Annotated in this window: 17 protein-coding genes; 4 read left to right on the forward strand and 13 right to left on the reverse strand. The window is 38.3% G+C overall.

The genetic code is table 11. The features are described 5' to 3' along the window. Nucleotides 1–286: 286 nt before the first annotated feature. From HRU69_02875 to HRU69_02910, 8 genes are all read right to left on the reverse strand, one after another. Nucleotides 287–586, reverse strand: coding sequence for a hypothetical protein (locus HRU69_02875; GenBank protein QOI96491.1), 300 nt, complete (start codon nucleotides 584–586; stop codon nucleotides 287–289). 6 nt (nucleotides 587–592) lie between these two features. Beyond that, the gene (locus HRU69_02880) at nucleotides 593–988 is read right to left on the reverse strand and encodes a hypothetical protein (GenBank protein QOI96492.1); all 396 of its coding nucleotides are present in this window, start codon (nucleotides 986–988) and stop codon (nucleotides 593–595) included. A 10-nt stretch (nucleotides 989–998) separates the two neighbouring features. After that, entirely contained in the window at nucleotides 999–1,436 is a 438-nt protein-coding gene (locus tag HRU69_02885) for a DUF1801 domain-containing protein (GenBank protein ID QOI96493.1), read from the reverse strand. 95 nt (nucleotides 1,437–1,531) lie between these two features. After that, nucleotides 1,532–3,172, reverse strand: coding sequence for a serine hydrolase (locus tag HRU69_02890; protein QOI96494.1), 1,641 nt, complete (start codon nucleotides 3,170–3,172; stop codon nucleotides 1,532–1,534). Nucleotides 3,173–3,359: 187 nt separating this feature from the next. Further along, on the reverse strand, nucleotides 3,360–4,433 hold the full coding sequence (locus HRU69_02895) for an esterase family protein (GenBank protein QOI96495.1): 1,074 nt from the start codon (nucleotides 4,431–4,433) through the stop codon (nucleotides 3,360–3,362). A gap of 115 nt (nucleotides 4,434–4,548) precedes the next feature. Then, nucleotides 4,549–5,676 carry an AraC family transcriptional regulator gene (locus HRU69_02900; GenBank protein ID QOI96496.1) on the reverse strand — a complete coding sequence of 376 codons (1,128 nt, stop codon included), beginning with the start codon at nucleotides 5,674–5,676 and terminating at the stop codon, nucleotides 4,549–4,551. A gap of 184 nt (nucleotides 5,677–5,860) precedes the next feature. Next, a complete protein-coding gene (locus tag HRU69_02905; protein QOI96497.1) occupies nucleotides 5,861–7,048 on the reverse strand; it encodes an AraC family transcriptional regulator in 1,188 nt (395 codons plus the stop codon). Nucleotides 7,049–7,257: 209 nt separating this feature from the next. Beyond that, entirely contained in the window at nucleotides 7,258–7,530 is a 273-nt protein-coding gene (locus HRU69_02910) for a hypothetical protein (GenBank protein QOI96498.1), read from the reverse strand. Between the two features lie 89 nt (nucleotides 7,531–7,619). Here HRU69_02910 and HRU69_02915 point away from each other — a divergent pair, with 89 nt between their 5' ends. After that, nucleotides 7,620–8,408 (forward strand): LexA family transcriptional regulator, encoded by a 789-nt coding sequence (locus HRU69_02915; GenBank protein QOI96499.1) that lies wholly within the window; start codon nucleotides 7,620–7,622, stop codon nucleotides 8,406–8,408. A gap of 5 nt (nucleotides 8,409–8,413) precedes the next feature. Here the strand turns inward: HRU69_02915 and HRU69_02920 are convergent, their stop codons facing one another. Beyond that, nucleotides 8,414–8,677 carry a helix-turn-helix domain-containing protein gene (locus HRU69_02920; GenBank protein QOI96500.1) on the reverse strand — a complete coding sequence of 88 codons (264 nt, stop codon included), beginning with the start codon at nucleotides 8,675–8,677 and terminating at the stop codon, nucleotides 8,414–8,416. 328 nt (nucleotides 8,678–9,005) lie between these two features. Here HRU69_02920 and HRU69_02925 point away from each other — a divergent pair, with 328 nt between their 5' ends. The 3 genes from HRU69_02925 to HRU69_02935 are packed head-to-tail and all read left to right on the forward strand — an operon-like array spanning nucleotide 9,006 to nucleotide 11,974. Next, nucleotides 9,006–9,755: a glycosyltransferase family 2 protein gene (locus HRU69_02925; GenBank protein QOI96501.1), complete on the forward strand. Its 750-nt coding sequence runs from the start codon at nucleotides 9,006–9,008 to the stop codon at nucleotides 9,753–9,755. Then, nucleotides 9,736–11,346 (forward strand): glycosyltransferase family 39 protein, encoded by a 1,611-nt coding sequence (locus HRU69_02930; GenBank protein QOI96502.1) that lies wholly within the window; start codon nucleotides 9,736–9,738, stop codon nucleotides 11,344–11,346. Before HRU69_02925 ends, HRU69_02930 begins: the two co-directional genes overlap by 20 nt. A 1-nt stretch (nucleotide 11,347) precedes the next feature. Further along, complete coding sequence (locus HRU69_02935; protein ID QOI96503.1) at nucleotides 11,348–11,974, forward strand: lipid-A-disaccharide synthase N-terminal domain-containing protein; 627 nt, start codon at nucleotides 11,348–11,350, stop codon at nucleotides 11,972–11,974. Here the strand turns inward: HRU69_02935 and HRU69_02940 are convergent. The 4 genes from HRU69_02940 to HRU69_02955 all read right to left on the reverse strand — a co-directional run bounded on the left by HRU69_02940 (nucleotide 11,971) and on the right by HRU69_02955 (nucleotide 14,480). Then, entirely contained in the window at nucleotides 11,971–12,612 is a 642-nt protein-coding gene (locus tag HRU69_02940) for an HD domain-containing protein (GenBank protein QOI96504.1), read from the reverse strand. The genes HRU69_02935 and HRU69_02940 overlap by 4 nt on opposite strands. 2 nt (nucleotides 12,613–12,614) lie before the next feature. Beyond that, nucleotides 12,615–13,388, reverse strand: coding sequence for a phosphatase PAP2 family protein (locus HRU69_02945; protein ID QOI96505.1), 774 nt, complete (start codon nucleotides 13,386–13,388; stop codon nucleotides 12,615–12,617). 139 nt (nucleotides 13,389–13,527) lie between these two features. Next, complete coding sequence (locus tag HRU69_02950; protein QOI96506.1) at nucleotides 13,528–13,980, reverse strand: PepSY-like domain-containing protein; 453 nt, start codon at nucleotides 13,978–13,980, stop codon at nucleotides 13,528–13,530. Nucleotides 13,981–14,057: 77 nt separating this feature from the next. Then, entirely contained in the window at nucleotides 14,058–14,480 is a 423-nt protein-coding gene (locus tag HRU69_02955; protein ID QOI96507.1) for an EamA family transporter, read from the reverse strand. Nucleotides 14,481–14,490 lie beyond the last annotated feature (10 nt).

Consider the following 14,490-nt stretch of genomic DNA (forward strand, 5'->3'; position numbering starts at 1 on the left):
AGAGTAGAGATTAAGGATTGTAATAGACTTTGAAGGATTTTGAACAATAATGAATGATTCTAAAACCTTTTAGTGAATTTTCCAGACACCATTTTAGAAATGGCTCTTACAACTGGGGAAGTCTTTCAACTTATACCCGAAACAACAAGCAAAATTAAGTTTGTAGTGAAATAGACTGCCAAGAGTACGATTGCCTAATGTCAATTATTACTGAGAGAAACGTTTTATTAAAGAAACATTAAAACTGAACCAAGTATTGCCGATCCGTTGTAATGTCGATATTGTTTTATCGACACTTTGTAAGTTTATATTTTTGTGGTAATGTCTTTGGAACTCTTGAAATAATTTGTCTTGCTTCAAGGTCAAGTTTAACCCATTCAAGGTACCAGTTTAACGAGCCGTTAAATATTATTTTTTTGTCCTTAAAACTTTGAGCAATTGACTTTTTCATTTCCAAAAATGACCCATCTTTCTTTTCAGCCAGGTATTGAATCGTTTCTGTTGACAATAAATCATACTTGTCCTTATTAATGCTGACCGCTTTTTTTCCTTGCGGATGTTTGAGTTGTATTTTTTCTTCCCCCATAATCTGTCATTTAGATAGTTTATACCCCAAGTAACTGCCAAGAAATTTTGCTGTATTTGCAATAGCAAAGATTAAAATAAAGTCAGACCATTTCACACCTGCTGCTGTTATTATGGCAATATCCAGTAGAACATAAATGAGGGGGAAAAGAATTGCTAATTTGAACACATTCGGGTATTCCTTTTTTTTCCAATGTCGTACAGTGAAAAAAAACAATATGAAACCGAAAATTCCTGAAATATACGGTGCAGATAAGTTAGCGTGTGCTTCATAGGTACTTTGGTCTTGTCCTGGATTTATGAGATAAGAATATGCTGCTACTTCAATGAATGAAATAAAAACCAAAGTCATCATTGTGAGTATTGCAAGTCCAACTAATTTTAAGATAATATATTTTTTCATAGTTAATGTTTTATTTTACTCTACAAGAACATTCGTGGCGCTCACTAATATATTTGATTGATTCAATGCAAAGTTCTTTCAATGCGGATATCTTGATATCTGAAAGTTTCTTTACATAGATACACCCTTTTGTTATTTTGAATTTACCAAGATCGGCTAATGCTAATTTGCTTTTTTCTGTGTCAGAATATACATAAAGTGTAAGTGCGGGTTTTCTTGGTGAAAAGCCTAGAACTGGTGCATCGCCTTCATGTCCGCTTGCGTATTTATATTGATAATTACCAAAACCGATTATGCTCGTTCCCCACATTTTAGGTTCAGAGTCAGACCACTCTTGCATTAGCTCAATAAGTTGAAAACTGTCGGTTCTTTTTTGGTAATTGTCAACGTAAGAGTTGATAAAGTCTGTAACGTTTTTTCCTGTGTAAGTTGTCTTGGTTTTTGCCATATTTAGTTTTAAACAAACAGTTGTCTGTCCTGATTGACTGGTTATCTTGAACTTCGAACTAAATCTAACCTGTTGTTATTTATTCTTTCTTCAAATTACTGTCCCAGAAGAGAAGGCAATAGATACTTATCCACTATTCTGTCTGCCTGCAAATGCATGTAAGGAGTATTAAAGGCTTCCGCTGCAATGACTATTACAACAGGAATTTCCCTAAATACATAAATCTTATTGCCACCATTGCCTGTACAAAAGTACGTTTCATATTTCTTTCCACTTACTTCATATATTTTCTGCCACCATAAGTAGCCGTATCCCGATGATGACCCCGTAGAATGATATGATTTTAGTGATTCTTCAACCCAATTTTTGGGAATGATTTGTCGCTGATTCCAAATCCCCTTATTCTGGTATACAAAACCAAACTTTGCCATGTCTAAAGACCTTAATCTTATACCTCCAGCGGTTGATGGTACATTTTGTGGTGTATACACCCATTTATAATTACTTATGCCTAAAGGCATAAAGAGTTTATTATCAGCATAGATTTTCATCCCTCCAGGAACACTTTTATTTATTATATCTCCAAGCAGCATAGAGCCTGCTGTAAAATAGGCCCATGTTCGATTCTTAATTCTGTTGCTATCAATAGGAAGATTAAGTGTCCACTCTACCCAGTTACTTTTATCATACATGTTACTCTCATTCCCAGGAGAATTTTCATCATCATCATTACCCTTGAAAGCAGAAGTCATTGTTATAAGTTGACGCAGGCTCACGGAATCCTTATAGGTACTGTAATTTGAAAATGTCTTTAAATTGTAAAACGATGAAAGAGTTTGGTCAATATTTTTTATATACCCATCTGATATTGCAATACCCATTAAAGCAGAACCAAATGTTTTACCTACTGAACGGGTATCATGAAGACTGTCTCGGCTGCTTCCATTGAAATACTCTTCAATAAGAAGTTGTCCGCTTTTTATCACCACAATGCTTTTTATTTTTTTAAACCTGTTTTGCAGTATTTTCCTGTTTAGCTCCTCAATTTTTTCTTTATCATATGTTTCAGAAGAAATTTTCCAGTCATTGTCTTGTTCTATTGTTTGAACTGCGGCCAGTTTATTGTTGATATGTGGCCTAACTATCTGCAAATTGATTTCACCTTTTGCGATCACACTGCCAGTTTTAGAGCGGCTATTTTTTAGCCAATAGGGGTGAATTTGTAATTTTAAAACATGTTTTCCATCGGTCAACACTTCTTCCCCTCCATTCAGCAAGAACCGCGTCCATAGAAACCCCGGTTCGGGCCTTTGTATAGACCATGTAAACATGGTTTCTTCATTTTTTTCAGTAGAGCTCAATAAGGAAGGGAACAGCAATTCTGTATAAATCTTTTTGTTATCCACGAAATAAGTAATTTGGAAGGAGCCCGACTCCTCAATGTCTTGACTATCTAAAGATGGTTCAAGCTTTCGAATACATTTAACTAAAGAGTTATTAATAAAGAACCTGAAGTAGAGTGTGCTACTGTCAGTTAAAGTATATGTATTCAAAAAGTCAGATTCACGGGTTCTACTCTGTTCAATATTATCTTGGATAAAGACAATCTTGCCAGTATTTCTTTTAAGCATTGTTGCGGTATTCTTGTCTATTTCTGAATCAGAAACCTGACCGACTGCATTGGCATTTAATACAAAAAAAAGAACACTTAATGTGAAATAGCACTTCGGTTGCATGGATATTTTCTTTGGCTTTTTTCAAAATGGATTAATATGTGATTTTTTGTATTGTATTACCGATACAAAATGGAGATTCGAGACACGTTTGTCGCCTCAACTTAGAAGTTGATACCTGCTCTTTGTAGATTTAAGTCCAAAATCAGGCATCAGGCTATTAATAAAGAGGCCGCAGTACATGATTACTCTAATGCACCGTGTTTTCAAAAACAAAAGGGATCATATCATTGTAAATCCTGCCTCTTAACCCCCAAAGTCGATTGCGGTGATCTCCATTATACTCTTCAAATTGGTGTGGAATTTTGAGGGTCGTTAGTTTCTTAGAAAACAACCTGTTGTTTTCTACAATAAAGAGAAATTCATCTTCGCTACCCGAATCAAATTTTATAGCTTTTAATTTTGCCAAATTGCTTTTGAACCTCTCAGCCATTTGCACCGGATTATTAGCAATCCATTTATTGTAGGTATTTGTATCGGGTATTAGTTTTGTTCCAACCATTTTATAAGGCTTATCTGCATAAAAAGGTGGATTGTTAGTGTTAGGGGAAAATGCCTGAGAAACTGTCAACATACCAATTGCTATTAGGCTTTTCGTTTCTAATAGATCTTCATAGCTGGTTGACTTTACAAATTTCACGATATCAGGGTTACTAGGTTTTATTTCTCCGCAAAAGCAAATAAAGGCTGAATTCATGCCATACGTAACACTAAACACCTCAGGGTACGTCATTGCCAATGTGATGGCGCCATAGCCGCCCATTGAATGCCCTGCCACCGCCCTGGAATTTTCGTTGGGAATAGTCCTGTATTTTGAATCAATATACCTGACTAATTCTATTGCTGTAAAATTGGCCCAATTACCTGTGGCTGTTGAATTACTATAGAAACTGCCAAACCAGTTGGTTTTTTCGTTGGGCATTACAATTATCATTTCACCAAATTTTTTGGCTGCAATGCCAGCATTCATCAAATCTTGTATGTTATTATATCTTGTTGTATCACCTGTAAAAGTTTCCTGGTCATCACCAATTCCGTGCAATAAGTACAAAACAGGAAACCGTTTGGTGGAAGTATTATATCCCGGAGGGAGGTATACAGCCACTTGCCTTACCGCATTTTCACCCGTAAGTGTATTGGCAAGAGATTTACTCACAATACTGTCGCGAATCAGTTGGCCTTTTTGGCAATAGCAGGTAGTACTTACCTGAAGCAAAAATGCCGCTAAGAGAATTTTTGAGAATGACCTGTCTAATGAGCTCATTGTTTCATTGTTTAGATGTAAACTTTTTTTGTCTGAGCCCAAAATTGTGGGTCCTCCTTCAGTTAAATGTCCTATCCGATCAGATTGAACATCCTGAAATACAAAGGCCGTCTATTTAAAGGAATTTTTTGGCCTTTTTAAAACCTGTGGGGGTAAATCCGGTAATTTCTTTGAAAGCCTGGTTAAATAGGCTTTTACTGTTAAACCCACAATCAAGAGCAATACCATAAATTGAAAGGTGTGCATACTTTTCATCCTGAAGACGCTTAACGGCTTCCTGAATGCGGAGTTCTTTTATTACCTGAGGGTATGTTTTGCCAAAACTCTCATTAAATGTTTGGGATAACTGATGCGTACTAATATTTAAAACCTGCGAGAGCTGGCTGAAGCTGAACTCAAAATCAAGATAAGGTTTCTCCTTTTCAAAATAAGCGTTTATTGTTGCTGCATATTCAGCTATCTGCTCTTTAGTTAGAGATGATTTGGAATATTTCTGTACAGATGCTCTTTTGTCTTTGCTTACTATTTCACCACTTTTAACAGGTGTCATTATTTCAAATTCATTAGCACTGTCTTTTGCTCTATTTTTGCTGGAAGAGAATATCCTGTCTGTAATAATAAAGGAGAGGTAGTAAATAATTATCAAAACGGTGCAATAAACTATGTAAAAAAGGTTTGCTGCCCAAATAACATCAAACGGCTTAATAATTTTGGAAATAAGTGCAACTAACCAGGCACATAAAAACATCCAAACCAACAACTGCAACCACTTCAACTCTTTATCGTGCTTTTTACTGTCGACTTTATACAACAGATACAGGCAATAGACTGTGTACGATAGACCATGAAGGCAAAGTAACAGTGAAAAAAAAAGACCTAACCATTCTGTTATAGAAGAAGCTACTGAAGGCTGTGAAACAATGGTTATTACCATTAGTTTCATCAGAATAAAAGCATAAAAATGGATTGCCCTATTTTTTACTGGTGTTGCTAACTGACAATTAATTGCCAGGAACATCAATGGACCAAATAGGAACTCGTTGCCATTCCATAAAATTTGGATAAGTCGGCTTTCTTCCTTTAAAATACCTGTATCCATTAATGCACCTAATGAAAGCAGTATGATGAGTAATGCGAGATGCCTGTTCTGACTGCTTTTAAATACAGATGCTGCGGTAATTAGCCCCTGAAAAAAAGCTAATAAAAATGGTATGTATATCCAATAGTTAACTGGGGTATTCATGATTTAACTTAGTTAGACAATGTATCCTGAACAAAAATTTGTTTAAGACAGAGATTCAAATTATTCGAATTAGAAAATAAATTTAAGATTCTTAATAAGGGCCTACTTGTCGTCTCAATTTAGAAGTTGATACGTTGATCCCTGATAATCTCAAGCTTTGAGACCTAAATCAGGCCTCAATTGATTACCCTGACACTTCACGACTTGACAATGGTAGTGAGAACTTCTCCTTAAATTGGGATGGAGTGAGGTCGGTAAATTTCTTAAAGACCCGATTAAAAGTAGCCTTGCTGTTGAACCCAACTTCATAGGCAATAGCTAGTATTTTATAATTACTGCCTTCCTGAAGTAGCAATTTTTTGGCATCTTCAATCCGGTATTTGTTAATGAAATCATAAAAATTGACGAGGAACTCATCATTAATAAGCTGCGAAAGCTGGTAGTAGGGTACGGAAAGGGAATCAGCCAATTCAGAAATTTTTAAATCGCTTTTGAGATAGGGTTTATCGGTTTCCATATACTGCAAAAGCTTTTCTTTTATCTCCTGTATTCTAATACTGCTTTTAAGTTCAGTATGCGGTGTTGAGATGCTTGGCGCTAAACGACTATATTCAAGGTCGGGAAATGATCTGAAAATTTCTGGACTTTGAAAAGCTGAATATCCAATCGCATAAAGTGAAAAAGATGTAATGAGAAGCATTATATAATCCATTTCAAACTGATATGAATTAAGAAATGTTAGGGCTAAGACGAGCAAAAAATAGAGCAGGAGGTAAATCCCGAAATACAAACTAAAATTATTAAGCCAGCTTATATTTTTTACTACCAATACATTCGATGAAAATTCCTTTAGTTCTTCTTCTTTTTTTGCAATGAATTTGTATGCCGTATAAACATAAATGACGGTTTGCAGAACGTGTATTGCCATAAAGGCAAGCTGTTCTGCCGGAATTGCCAAGTTGCCGTTTGTTTCAAGGTTCAATATGAAATTGATTTTTTGGTTTGCCGGCATTGTATAAAAGGGCATCATCATAAACAATACTAAAAGAGCCGGTACAAAATGCAGTAGGCTTTTAATCGTGACTTCATAATTCTTATCTAAGAGGTAATGACAGTATATGTAGTAGAATGGCCCTAAGCAAAAAAGCAATGGATATGTTGAAGCAAGCAAAAAAGGATACATCAGAGCTATGCCTGAAATATCTGCCCCGTATTCAAAAAGGTGGAGTGAAATTGCTACAAGAAGAAAAGCAAGCCACTTATTGGCGTCACGGTTTTCGGATTTTGTTAAGAGGTAAAAAGATATAAATAGGCCTTGTGCTCCTCCAAGAAGAATTATGACTGACCAGAAGTTAAAAGTAATTCCAGGCATTGCCTTTTCATATTCAATTGTCGGGAAAACAAAGATAGGAATTTAATATCGTTGGCTTTTAATTGACACTCGTGTCTCAATGCGAATCTTTGCCTTTGTAAAGCATCATCAAGGCTTACGGGCGATGAGACCTATTATTACTTATATCACTTTCAGGAAAATTCATCCTTTGCAAAGGGATGCGTTCAGTCCATTTAAGCGTTACTGATTTACGCAGCCTTAAACATCTCCTCTACTTCCGACAACGACACCTTGAACCGTTTAGGCATTCCGAATATCTTGAAGATAATAAGTACCTGCTTAATACTGTAGAAGTGGCCGTTCTTCTTTCCGATTTCTTCATCGTGCTTCTTTACCCAACGCTGAAACGTTAACCAGCACACACCGTAGAAGTCCGCCAGTTGCTTGTGATTGTAGGGTTTCAATACAAAGATTTCTGGTTTGTTTCCGGTTTCCTCGGTTTTTGTGATCTCGCGCTTCATATATGTTTGTCTTTATTATTTACGTGGTCAGTTTGCAATGTTAAGTAATACTGACTAATATTGTCAAGTTTTACTAAACAAATTAATTTATGCTGTCAAAAGATGTCGTAGGCAACCAAATTAAGGCATTAAGACTTGAAAAAGGCCTTTCTCAGGAGGAATTCGGGGCTTCTGTGGATTTGAGCAGGTCTGCTGTATCGCAAATAGAGAGCGGCCAAATATATCCCTCTTTAGAGACAATTGATAAGATTGTAAAGCATTACTCAACAACTTGGGATCATCTAACAGGCAATGCAAAGCCTGCCAAGACAGGTGGTTTGCGAGAGGTTCGGATTGTTTTGTCCACAGTGGACAATACCGGAAAAGACAACATTGTGTTAGTGCCAATAAAAGCCCAAGCTGGTTACTTGGTAGGAGCGCAACAACAGGAGTTTATAGAAAACCTTCCGGCTTTTTGGCTCCCTGGACTTGGTCACGGCTCCTTTCGTGCGTTTGAGGTGAGTGGGTACAGTATGCTCGCTGACAGGCAAGGTTTTTACCCAGGCGACATTGTTATCGCGGAATTTGTGGAACGGATCGAGGACATACGTGATGGCTTTGTCTATGTTCTTGTAAACAACGCGCAAGAAGTCGACAACATCGTTTTGAAGCGCTGCCTCAACTACCTGGACAAAGGTGGTGTCATTATTTGCAAGTCTGACAACAAAGACCCGCAATACCCAACGTTTCCTTTGCCAGTCGAAAACATCAAGGAGGTCTGGAAATTCAAAATGAAACTGACACGCCAGGCTCCTGAGCCTTCGGGATTATATGAGCGTATTAACGCTCTTGAAGGAGACTTGGTGCTGTTGAAGGAACAACTCAAAAAGGCTATTTAGAGGCTCTATTGTTTTTCAAGAGCGAATAGCTTTTCAAATTCGCTGAGCGTCATGTTTATCAGCTTTGGCATTCCAAAGAGCTGAAAGATTTTTCTTACCTGCGGGACGTGGTAGAAGTGGCCGGTCTTTTTACCCACTTCATTCTCCACACGCTTGATCCAATTCTGAAATGTCAACCAACTTACTCCATACATCTGCGCGAGTTGCTTATGCGTAAGCGGTCGCAAAACAAAAATTCTTTCCTTCGTCACATTGCCATCCTTCACCATATTTCTTTTTCGTTTCTGCAATTATGTACCCTATAAGAAGTGAAGTTCAATGGTTTTGAACGATTGTTAATTATTGTGAATGAATTTTCACGATTTCATTCGATTATGAATGAAATGAAATGACAAAGACAGATTCATGCAAGAGTTGGAAAAATGTTCAAATGGAGTCGAATTAAACTTAAAAAACGTTGAAGGGAGTTGGCTATACCATGCATTATGGTCAAAAACCCGCTTTTTTTACAGAATCTCTCCAGAATCTTGATTTACTATTGCTCAACAATCCACGTGGAAAAGCCGAAATGGTGGTGTCCGGGGTTTACAAAATGGTATGGAGGATTCGCTTACAATTATTATTCCTGTATATAACGAAGAGGCGTGTCTTGAACCTCTTTTTCTGGCGATAACAGAATTTCTTAACCGGATCAAATTTTCAATTCATGTCTTGTTCGTCAACGATGGATCTACTGATAGTAGTGCTGAAAGGATTGAAAAAATTTGCAGCATCGACAGCCGGTATTCTTTTATTTCTCTTGAGCGAAACAGTGGATTGAGTACCGCCTTGAAAGCCGGCATAGATCATTGTAATACCAAGTTTATTGGATACATGGATGCAGATCTGCAGACATCACCCTCCGATTTTGAAAAATTGCTTGAGTTCAAATATGAGTATGAACTGGTAATGGGTTATCGCGAAAATCGCAAAGATACCCTTGTAAAGAGGCTCTCATCGCTGATAGCCAACTCATTCAGGCAATGGCTCCTTGAAGATGAAATCATTGACACTGGATGTCCGCTAAAAATTATGCGCACGGACGTAGCCAAGCAAATGCCTTTTTTTAAAGGGATGCACCGGTTTATCCCCGATATGGTAATACTACTAGGCGGAAGAGTAAAGCAAGTTCCAATTAAGCATTTCCCCCGAGTTGCAGGAAAGGCTAAGTACAACCTCATGAATAGAATGCTTGGTCCACTCATAGATGCCTTTGTGTTCCGTTGGATGCAACGTAATTTCATTCACTATAACATAAAGAAATTGAGCCACGAAATGGCTCAGGAACATGACGAACTCGCCCGATAAGAAGATTCCTATTGCAGTTGCAATCCTTTGTATTTTCATGTTGTTGACTGGGAATTTATGGGGTGTGATCGAGACGAGCGAAGCGCGGTATGCTGAAATAAGCCGTGAGATGTATCGCTCGGGTGATTGGCTACATCCAAGTCTATTGAACATCCATCATTACCATAAACCCCCAGTTACTTATTGGGTTACAGCAACAGCTTTCTCAATATTCGGAGTCAATGCCTTCGCAGCCCGTTTCTTTTTAGTACTATCATTTGGTGTTCAGGTGCTCCTTCTATTCCGAATAGCCAGACTTTTATTTAAGAATAAGGAAATCGCTGGTTACTGTGCGCTTGTGTACGCCACTTTGCCGCTTACGTTAATTTCTGTGAGAGGATTAACTACCGATTCATACTTAACCACATTCGTCCTGCTCAGTCTCTTCTACGGGCTCAAGTTCATTGAAAGCAAGAAAGTTCTTTTCCTCTATGGAATGGCATTTGCTTTGGGCGTAGGATTTCTTGTCAAAGGGCCAGTTATTTTTATCGTTCCTGTCTTGGCAATTGCGAGCATGTGGAACCATGCCCGTATCAAAATAAATGAGGGAACCATCGCATTGCTGATATTCGTAACGGTGGGATTTTCCTGGTTTGCATTTCTTGTAGCCGAAGACTCACGCTTTGCCGACTACTTCTTCTTCCGTCATTTTGTTGACAGACTTGCAAATGCAGAAGTTTTTGCGAGGAAAGAACCTTGGTATTATTATTTACCTATCATTCCATTGGTCACACTTCCGTGGATCATTATTTTTATTGGAGGCATTCTAGCCAAGAAAGCAACAGGGGATGATCGAAGAATGATAAATCGTTTGCTCCTTTGGTGGATACTGCTTCCACTCATAGTCTTCTCTATTTCAAGTTCCAAACTGGTGCTCTATATCCTGCCTCTTTCCATTGGTTTTAGCTTGGCTGCTGGATATTTTCTTGCTGGCGGAATATCGAAAATCCTATTTAAGTTCTTTTTGGCTATACCTATAATTATCAATCTATGCCTAATCTCTATCCCAATTTTTTTCTCACGATTTAACTTCAATAACACTCTTTACATTTCCTCTAGTTTTACATTGGTTGCTTGTCTAGTAGTATGGTTTCTAATATTACAACGCGAACTTGCTGTCTTATTGGCGAGTACCCTTTTCACAATCAATCTGATCCTGTTTTCTTCTCAGTTCTTCAGCCTTAATGCTAATGAAGTCAATTCACTGGCAACCGTAACATCCTTCATTAAGCAGCAGGGGCTTCACGACAGAACAATTATCGCTTATGACGAGCTACTGCCCTCTGTTGCTTTTGAACTTGACAAGGAGATAATCTCCGTTTACGCGGGCGACCGTTCACTAAAACGCGAAACACAATTTGAACCTGACGACCAATGGAAAAATTATTTGATTGATGTAAATGATCGGACTAGCCTTCAACACTTTAAAACCATATTGTCAAAACAATCTGTGGTGATTGTCAAGAATGAATTGCCGGCAAAATTGGATTCACTATTAGTTGGAAGATGGATTCATAAAGATTTTGAGAAATGGAAAGTGTATTACAATTGAAATGGAGATAATTAGAACTTATTGGATTTTTGGAGTAGGATTCCTCGCACAATTGCTGTTCGGCATCCGCATCGTGATTCAATGGTGGATTGCAGAGAAAAGAAGGGAATCAGTTTCACCCAGTCTATTTTGGAAATTCAGTCTTGCAGGTTCAGCAATATTTCTTGTCTACGGTATTCTGCGAACTGACATCGTGATAATAGTCGGTCAAATTATTTCTTATGTTATCTACATAAGAAATCTCCAGCTAAAGGGAGATTGGCCTAAACTTTCTGGAGTATTGAGGTTTTTTCTTGCCTCCATCCCACCGATATGTATGTTATGGACGTTGGGAATGGCGCACGAAGTTAGTTTTACAACTGCACTATTTCAGGATATGAATGGTTTCCTACTTGTGGGCGCTGTTGGTCAGGTATTCCTTAACCTTAGGTTCCTTTACCAATGGTACTATTCAGAAAAACAAAAGCAGTCTATACTACCAACAGGCTTTTGGTGGCTGAGTATATCAGGCGGAGTTCTTGTGATTATCTACTCCATTTACAGACGTGATCCTGTTCTGCTACTCGCACAAGGTATGGCAATTGTCCCCTACACAAGAAATCTGATTCTAAGCACAAAAAGGAATTAGAGAAAAATTACCAACTGCTTATTGGCTTGAACATTTTTTTTCTTACTTTCATCCCAAAGCATTTTTGCAGAGTCTGTTTTGTAAGAGTGTGAAAGGAGGAAATCCAGATTCTGCTTAAACCACTCCTCGTCAGTGAAATCCTGGTCTTGAAGCACCTTCAACTCTTTGCGAAGGGCTGGGAGCAAACTGAAATAGTGCTCACTTGCCAGGTGAGCCATATCCGCATCTTGTATTATCATTTCCAATTTGGATTGAGCTTCTGCGCCACGCTTCGTTGACTGAATACATTTAACCACTTGTTCCATGTCCTCTTTAGGATAACCATACTTGGTCAAATAGGTAGAAGCGATGTGTATGCTTTCGTCTTCGTGAAAATTGTACACGCGTGTAAAGCCCGTGTCGTGAAACAAGGCTGCCAATCTTACTATCTCTTTCTCTTTATCACTAACCTTCTCCAACACACTGAGCTGCGATGCGGCATCCATCACATTCAATGTGTGTTGCAGATTGTGAAATGTAAATTCAGGTTTCAATCTTTCAGCAAGGAGTTTTTTAACAAACTTTTCCGCCTCTTCAAAAGTTGCACTTGAAACTCGTAACTCTAACTCAAAACCGAATATCTTTAAGCGGAAACTCATTATTAGTTTATAGTTATGATTAGGCATGCCCCCATGCTCCCGTAGTTGAAAGCGGGTGTCCACACTGCCGTGCTTTTGTTTCTTTTGGTTGGAATATTTCTGTGGAGCAGATAGGTTATGTTAGTAGACAATATTCCGATACCAGCGCCAGCAAGAACATCTGAAGCCCAGTGCCTGTTGTTCATTACCCGCATGACACCAACCCCCGTTGCAACGGTGTATGCCCCGATGCTATACCAGACACTTTTATATCCATACTCTTTTGCCATAAACGTTGCTGCTGCGAATGCCTGGGCTGTGTGTCCGGATGGAAATGAGCTTGGCTGGCCTGTATCTGGTCGGGGAACAGTCGTGATCTTCTTGAGTGAATAAACCATTGCTCCCATCAGCAATTCGGTTTTTATCAGCAACCATGTTCGGTTCTTCAAGTCATTTTTCCCCTTTATCCCCAAAATATTTAGGCCATAAACTGCCGCAATAGGCGCGTACTGAATGTAATCGTCCGCACCATGATGAAACGCTGGTGCCCACTCATTGCGCTCCTCCTGTACCTCCAGGTTGTTGATCACATCATTATCGGTACTGGCGTAGAGCCCACTCGCTATCAATATCGTAGGAACAATTACTGCCCTTTGAAAAGACTTCGATCTAAATAATCCCTGAGTATAGGTTAAATTGGTTGATACAAGAGTATCATTAGCGTGTTGGATCTGTGCAAATAAATAATTGATCTTAATAAATAGTAAGATGAGCAGGCAACTAAGAAAGTATTTCATGGGAAGACAGCACTTGAGAAAAGCTGATGCATTTTAAATGGTATCTATTTGACAAAATCAAAAGACAAGCTCCGGTCTTGTCAGTTTCATCACGCAAGAATACGGTGTGATTTTGTAGGGATTCTGTAGGGAAAAAAACTTAATCCTTATCCTCTTGTTGCTTCAATTCTTTTTTAAGCAATTTGCCTTCCACATCGAAAATAAGATCGAACGTTTGCTCTCCAATCTCTACTTCAACCTCATAAGTAATTGCGCCATTGGCATCAATCTTAGCAGCTTCTTCTATTTCATACTCTGAGTAGTCCTTCTTCAGTGTGGCTAGAATTGCAGAGGGGAGATCCTTTTTGTTAATTTCTGTTTCGGTTTCAAGAATATTGCCGGCTGCATCAAAAAGAACGGATACTTCTTCGCCTTTTTGTTTAAAGCTTGCCTCATATTTGTCATCCTCCTTTTCCCAGTTTGCATTTTTTCCAGAATATTTTTTGGCCAGGTTGTTTTTGGCACCAGCAGGCACATCTTTACTGTCAAGCTTTTGGGCATGAGCATGAACTGCCAGAAACACTAGTAGCGAAGCGATCATTGTTTTTTTCATGGTTGATTGATTTAGATATTGACTAAATCAACAAAGACATTTTGGAGCAATTCTGGATTTGAATAATTCCGCGAAAATTATTTCCAAACAAGTACAATCATGCCTATGAAAATAAGGAAGGCACCAATCAAAATTTTTGGTGTTACTGGCTCTTTTAACAGCAGGAAAGATAATAGCAGAGTAATGAGGATGCTGGCCTTGTCTATCGCAGCCACATACGAGACCAAGCCGTCTTTCATCGCTCTGTAGTAGAAAATCCAACTAAGGGTTGTAGTAATACCCGATGCAATCAGTAGCAGTATTTGTAATCCGGTGAGGTTGACAATTTCCTTGTACTTTTCCCCAAATAAATTGATGACTGCAATGATTACAAAAATCACGGTTGTCCTGATTCCGAGTCCAAAGTCGGCACTGATGTTTTGAAGACCATATTTTGCCAATACAGAAGTAAGTCCTGCAAAAATCATTGCCAGAATTGCATAGATGATCCAGGTCTGCATATCTCAAGTG

The organism is Flammeovirgaceae bacterium (genome assembly GCA_015180985.1).
Taxonomy (GTDB): Bacteria; Bacteroidota; Bacteroidia; order Cytophagales; family Cyclobacteriaceae; genus UBA2336.

Coding starts and splice junctions, on each gene's coding strand:
- HRU69_02955 (QOI96507.1), bottom strand. CDS start 14,480: ATGCAGACCTGGATCATCTATGCAATTCTGGCAATGATTTTTGCAGGA.
- HRU69_02890 (QOI96494.1), bottom strand. CDS start 3,172: ATGCAACCGAAGTGCTATTTCACATTAAGTGTTCTTTTTTTTGTATTA.
- HRU69_02875 (QOI96491.1), bottom strand. CDS start 586: ATGGGGGAAGAAAAAATACAACTCAAACATCCGCAAGGAAAAAAAGCG.
- HRU69_02925 (QOI96501.1), top strand. CDS start 9,006: ATGGAGGATTCGCTTACAATTATTATTCCTGTATATAACGAAGAGGCG.
- HRU69_02915 (QOI96499.1), top strand. CDS start 7,620: ATGCTGTCAAAAGATGTCGTAGGCAACCAAATTAAGGCATTAAGACTT.
- HRU69_02895 (QOI96495.1), bottom strand. CDS start 4,433: ATGAGCTCATTAGACAGGTCATTCTCAAAAATTCTCTTAGCGGCATTT.
- HRU69_02900 (QOI96496.1), bottom strand. CDS start 5,676: ATGAATACCCCAGTTAACTATTGGATATACATACCATTTTTATTAGCT.
- HRU69_02930 (QOI96502.1), top strand. CDS start 9,736: ATGACGAACTCGCCCGATAAGAAGATTCCTATTGCAGTTGCAATCCTT.
- HRU69_02905 (QOI96497.1), bottom strand. CDS start 7,048: ATGCCTGGAATTACTTTTAACTTCTGGTCAGTCATAATTCTTCTTGGA.
- HRU69_02935 (QOI96503.1), top strand. CDS start 11,348: ATGGAGATAATTAGAACTTATTGGATTTTTGGAGTAGGATTCCTCGCA.
- HRU69_02885 (QOI96493.1), bottom strand. CDS start 1,436: ATGGCAAAAACCAAGACAACTTACACAGGAAAAAACGTTACAGACTTT.
- HRU69_02940 (QOI96504.1), bottom strand. CDS start 12,612: ATGAGTTTCCGCTTAAAGATATTCGGTTTTGAGTTAGAGTTACGAGTT.
- HRU69_02910 (QOI96498.1), bottom strand. CDS start 7,530: ATGAAGCGCGAGATCACAAAAACCGAGGAAACCGGAAACAAACCAGAA.
- HRU69_02920 (QOI96500.1), bottom strand. CDS start 8,677: ATGGTGAAGGATGGCAATGTGACGAAGGAAAGAATTTTTGTTTTGCGA.
- HRU69_02950 (QOI96506.1), bottom strand. CDS start 13,980: ATGAAAAAAACAATGATCGCTTCGCTACTAGTGTTTCTGGCAGTTCAT.
- HRU69_02880 (QOI96492.1), bottom strand. CDS start 988: ATGAAAAAATATATTATCTTAAAATTAGTTGGACTTGCAATACTCACA.
- HRU69_02945 (QOI96505.1), bottom strand. CDS start 13,388: ATGAAATACTTTCTTAGTTGCCTGCTCATCTTACTATTTATTAAGATC.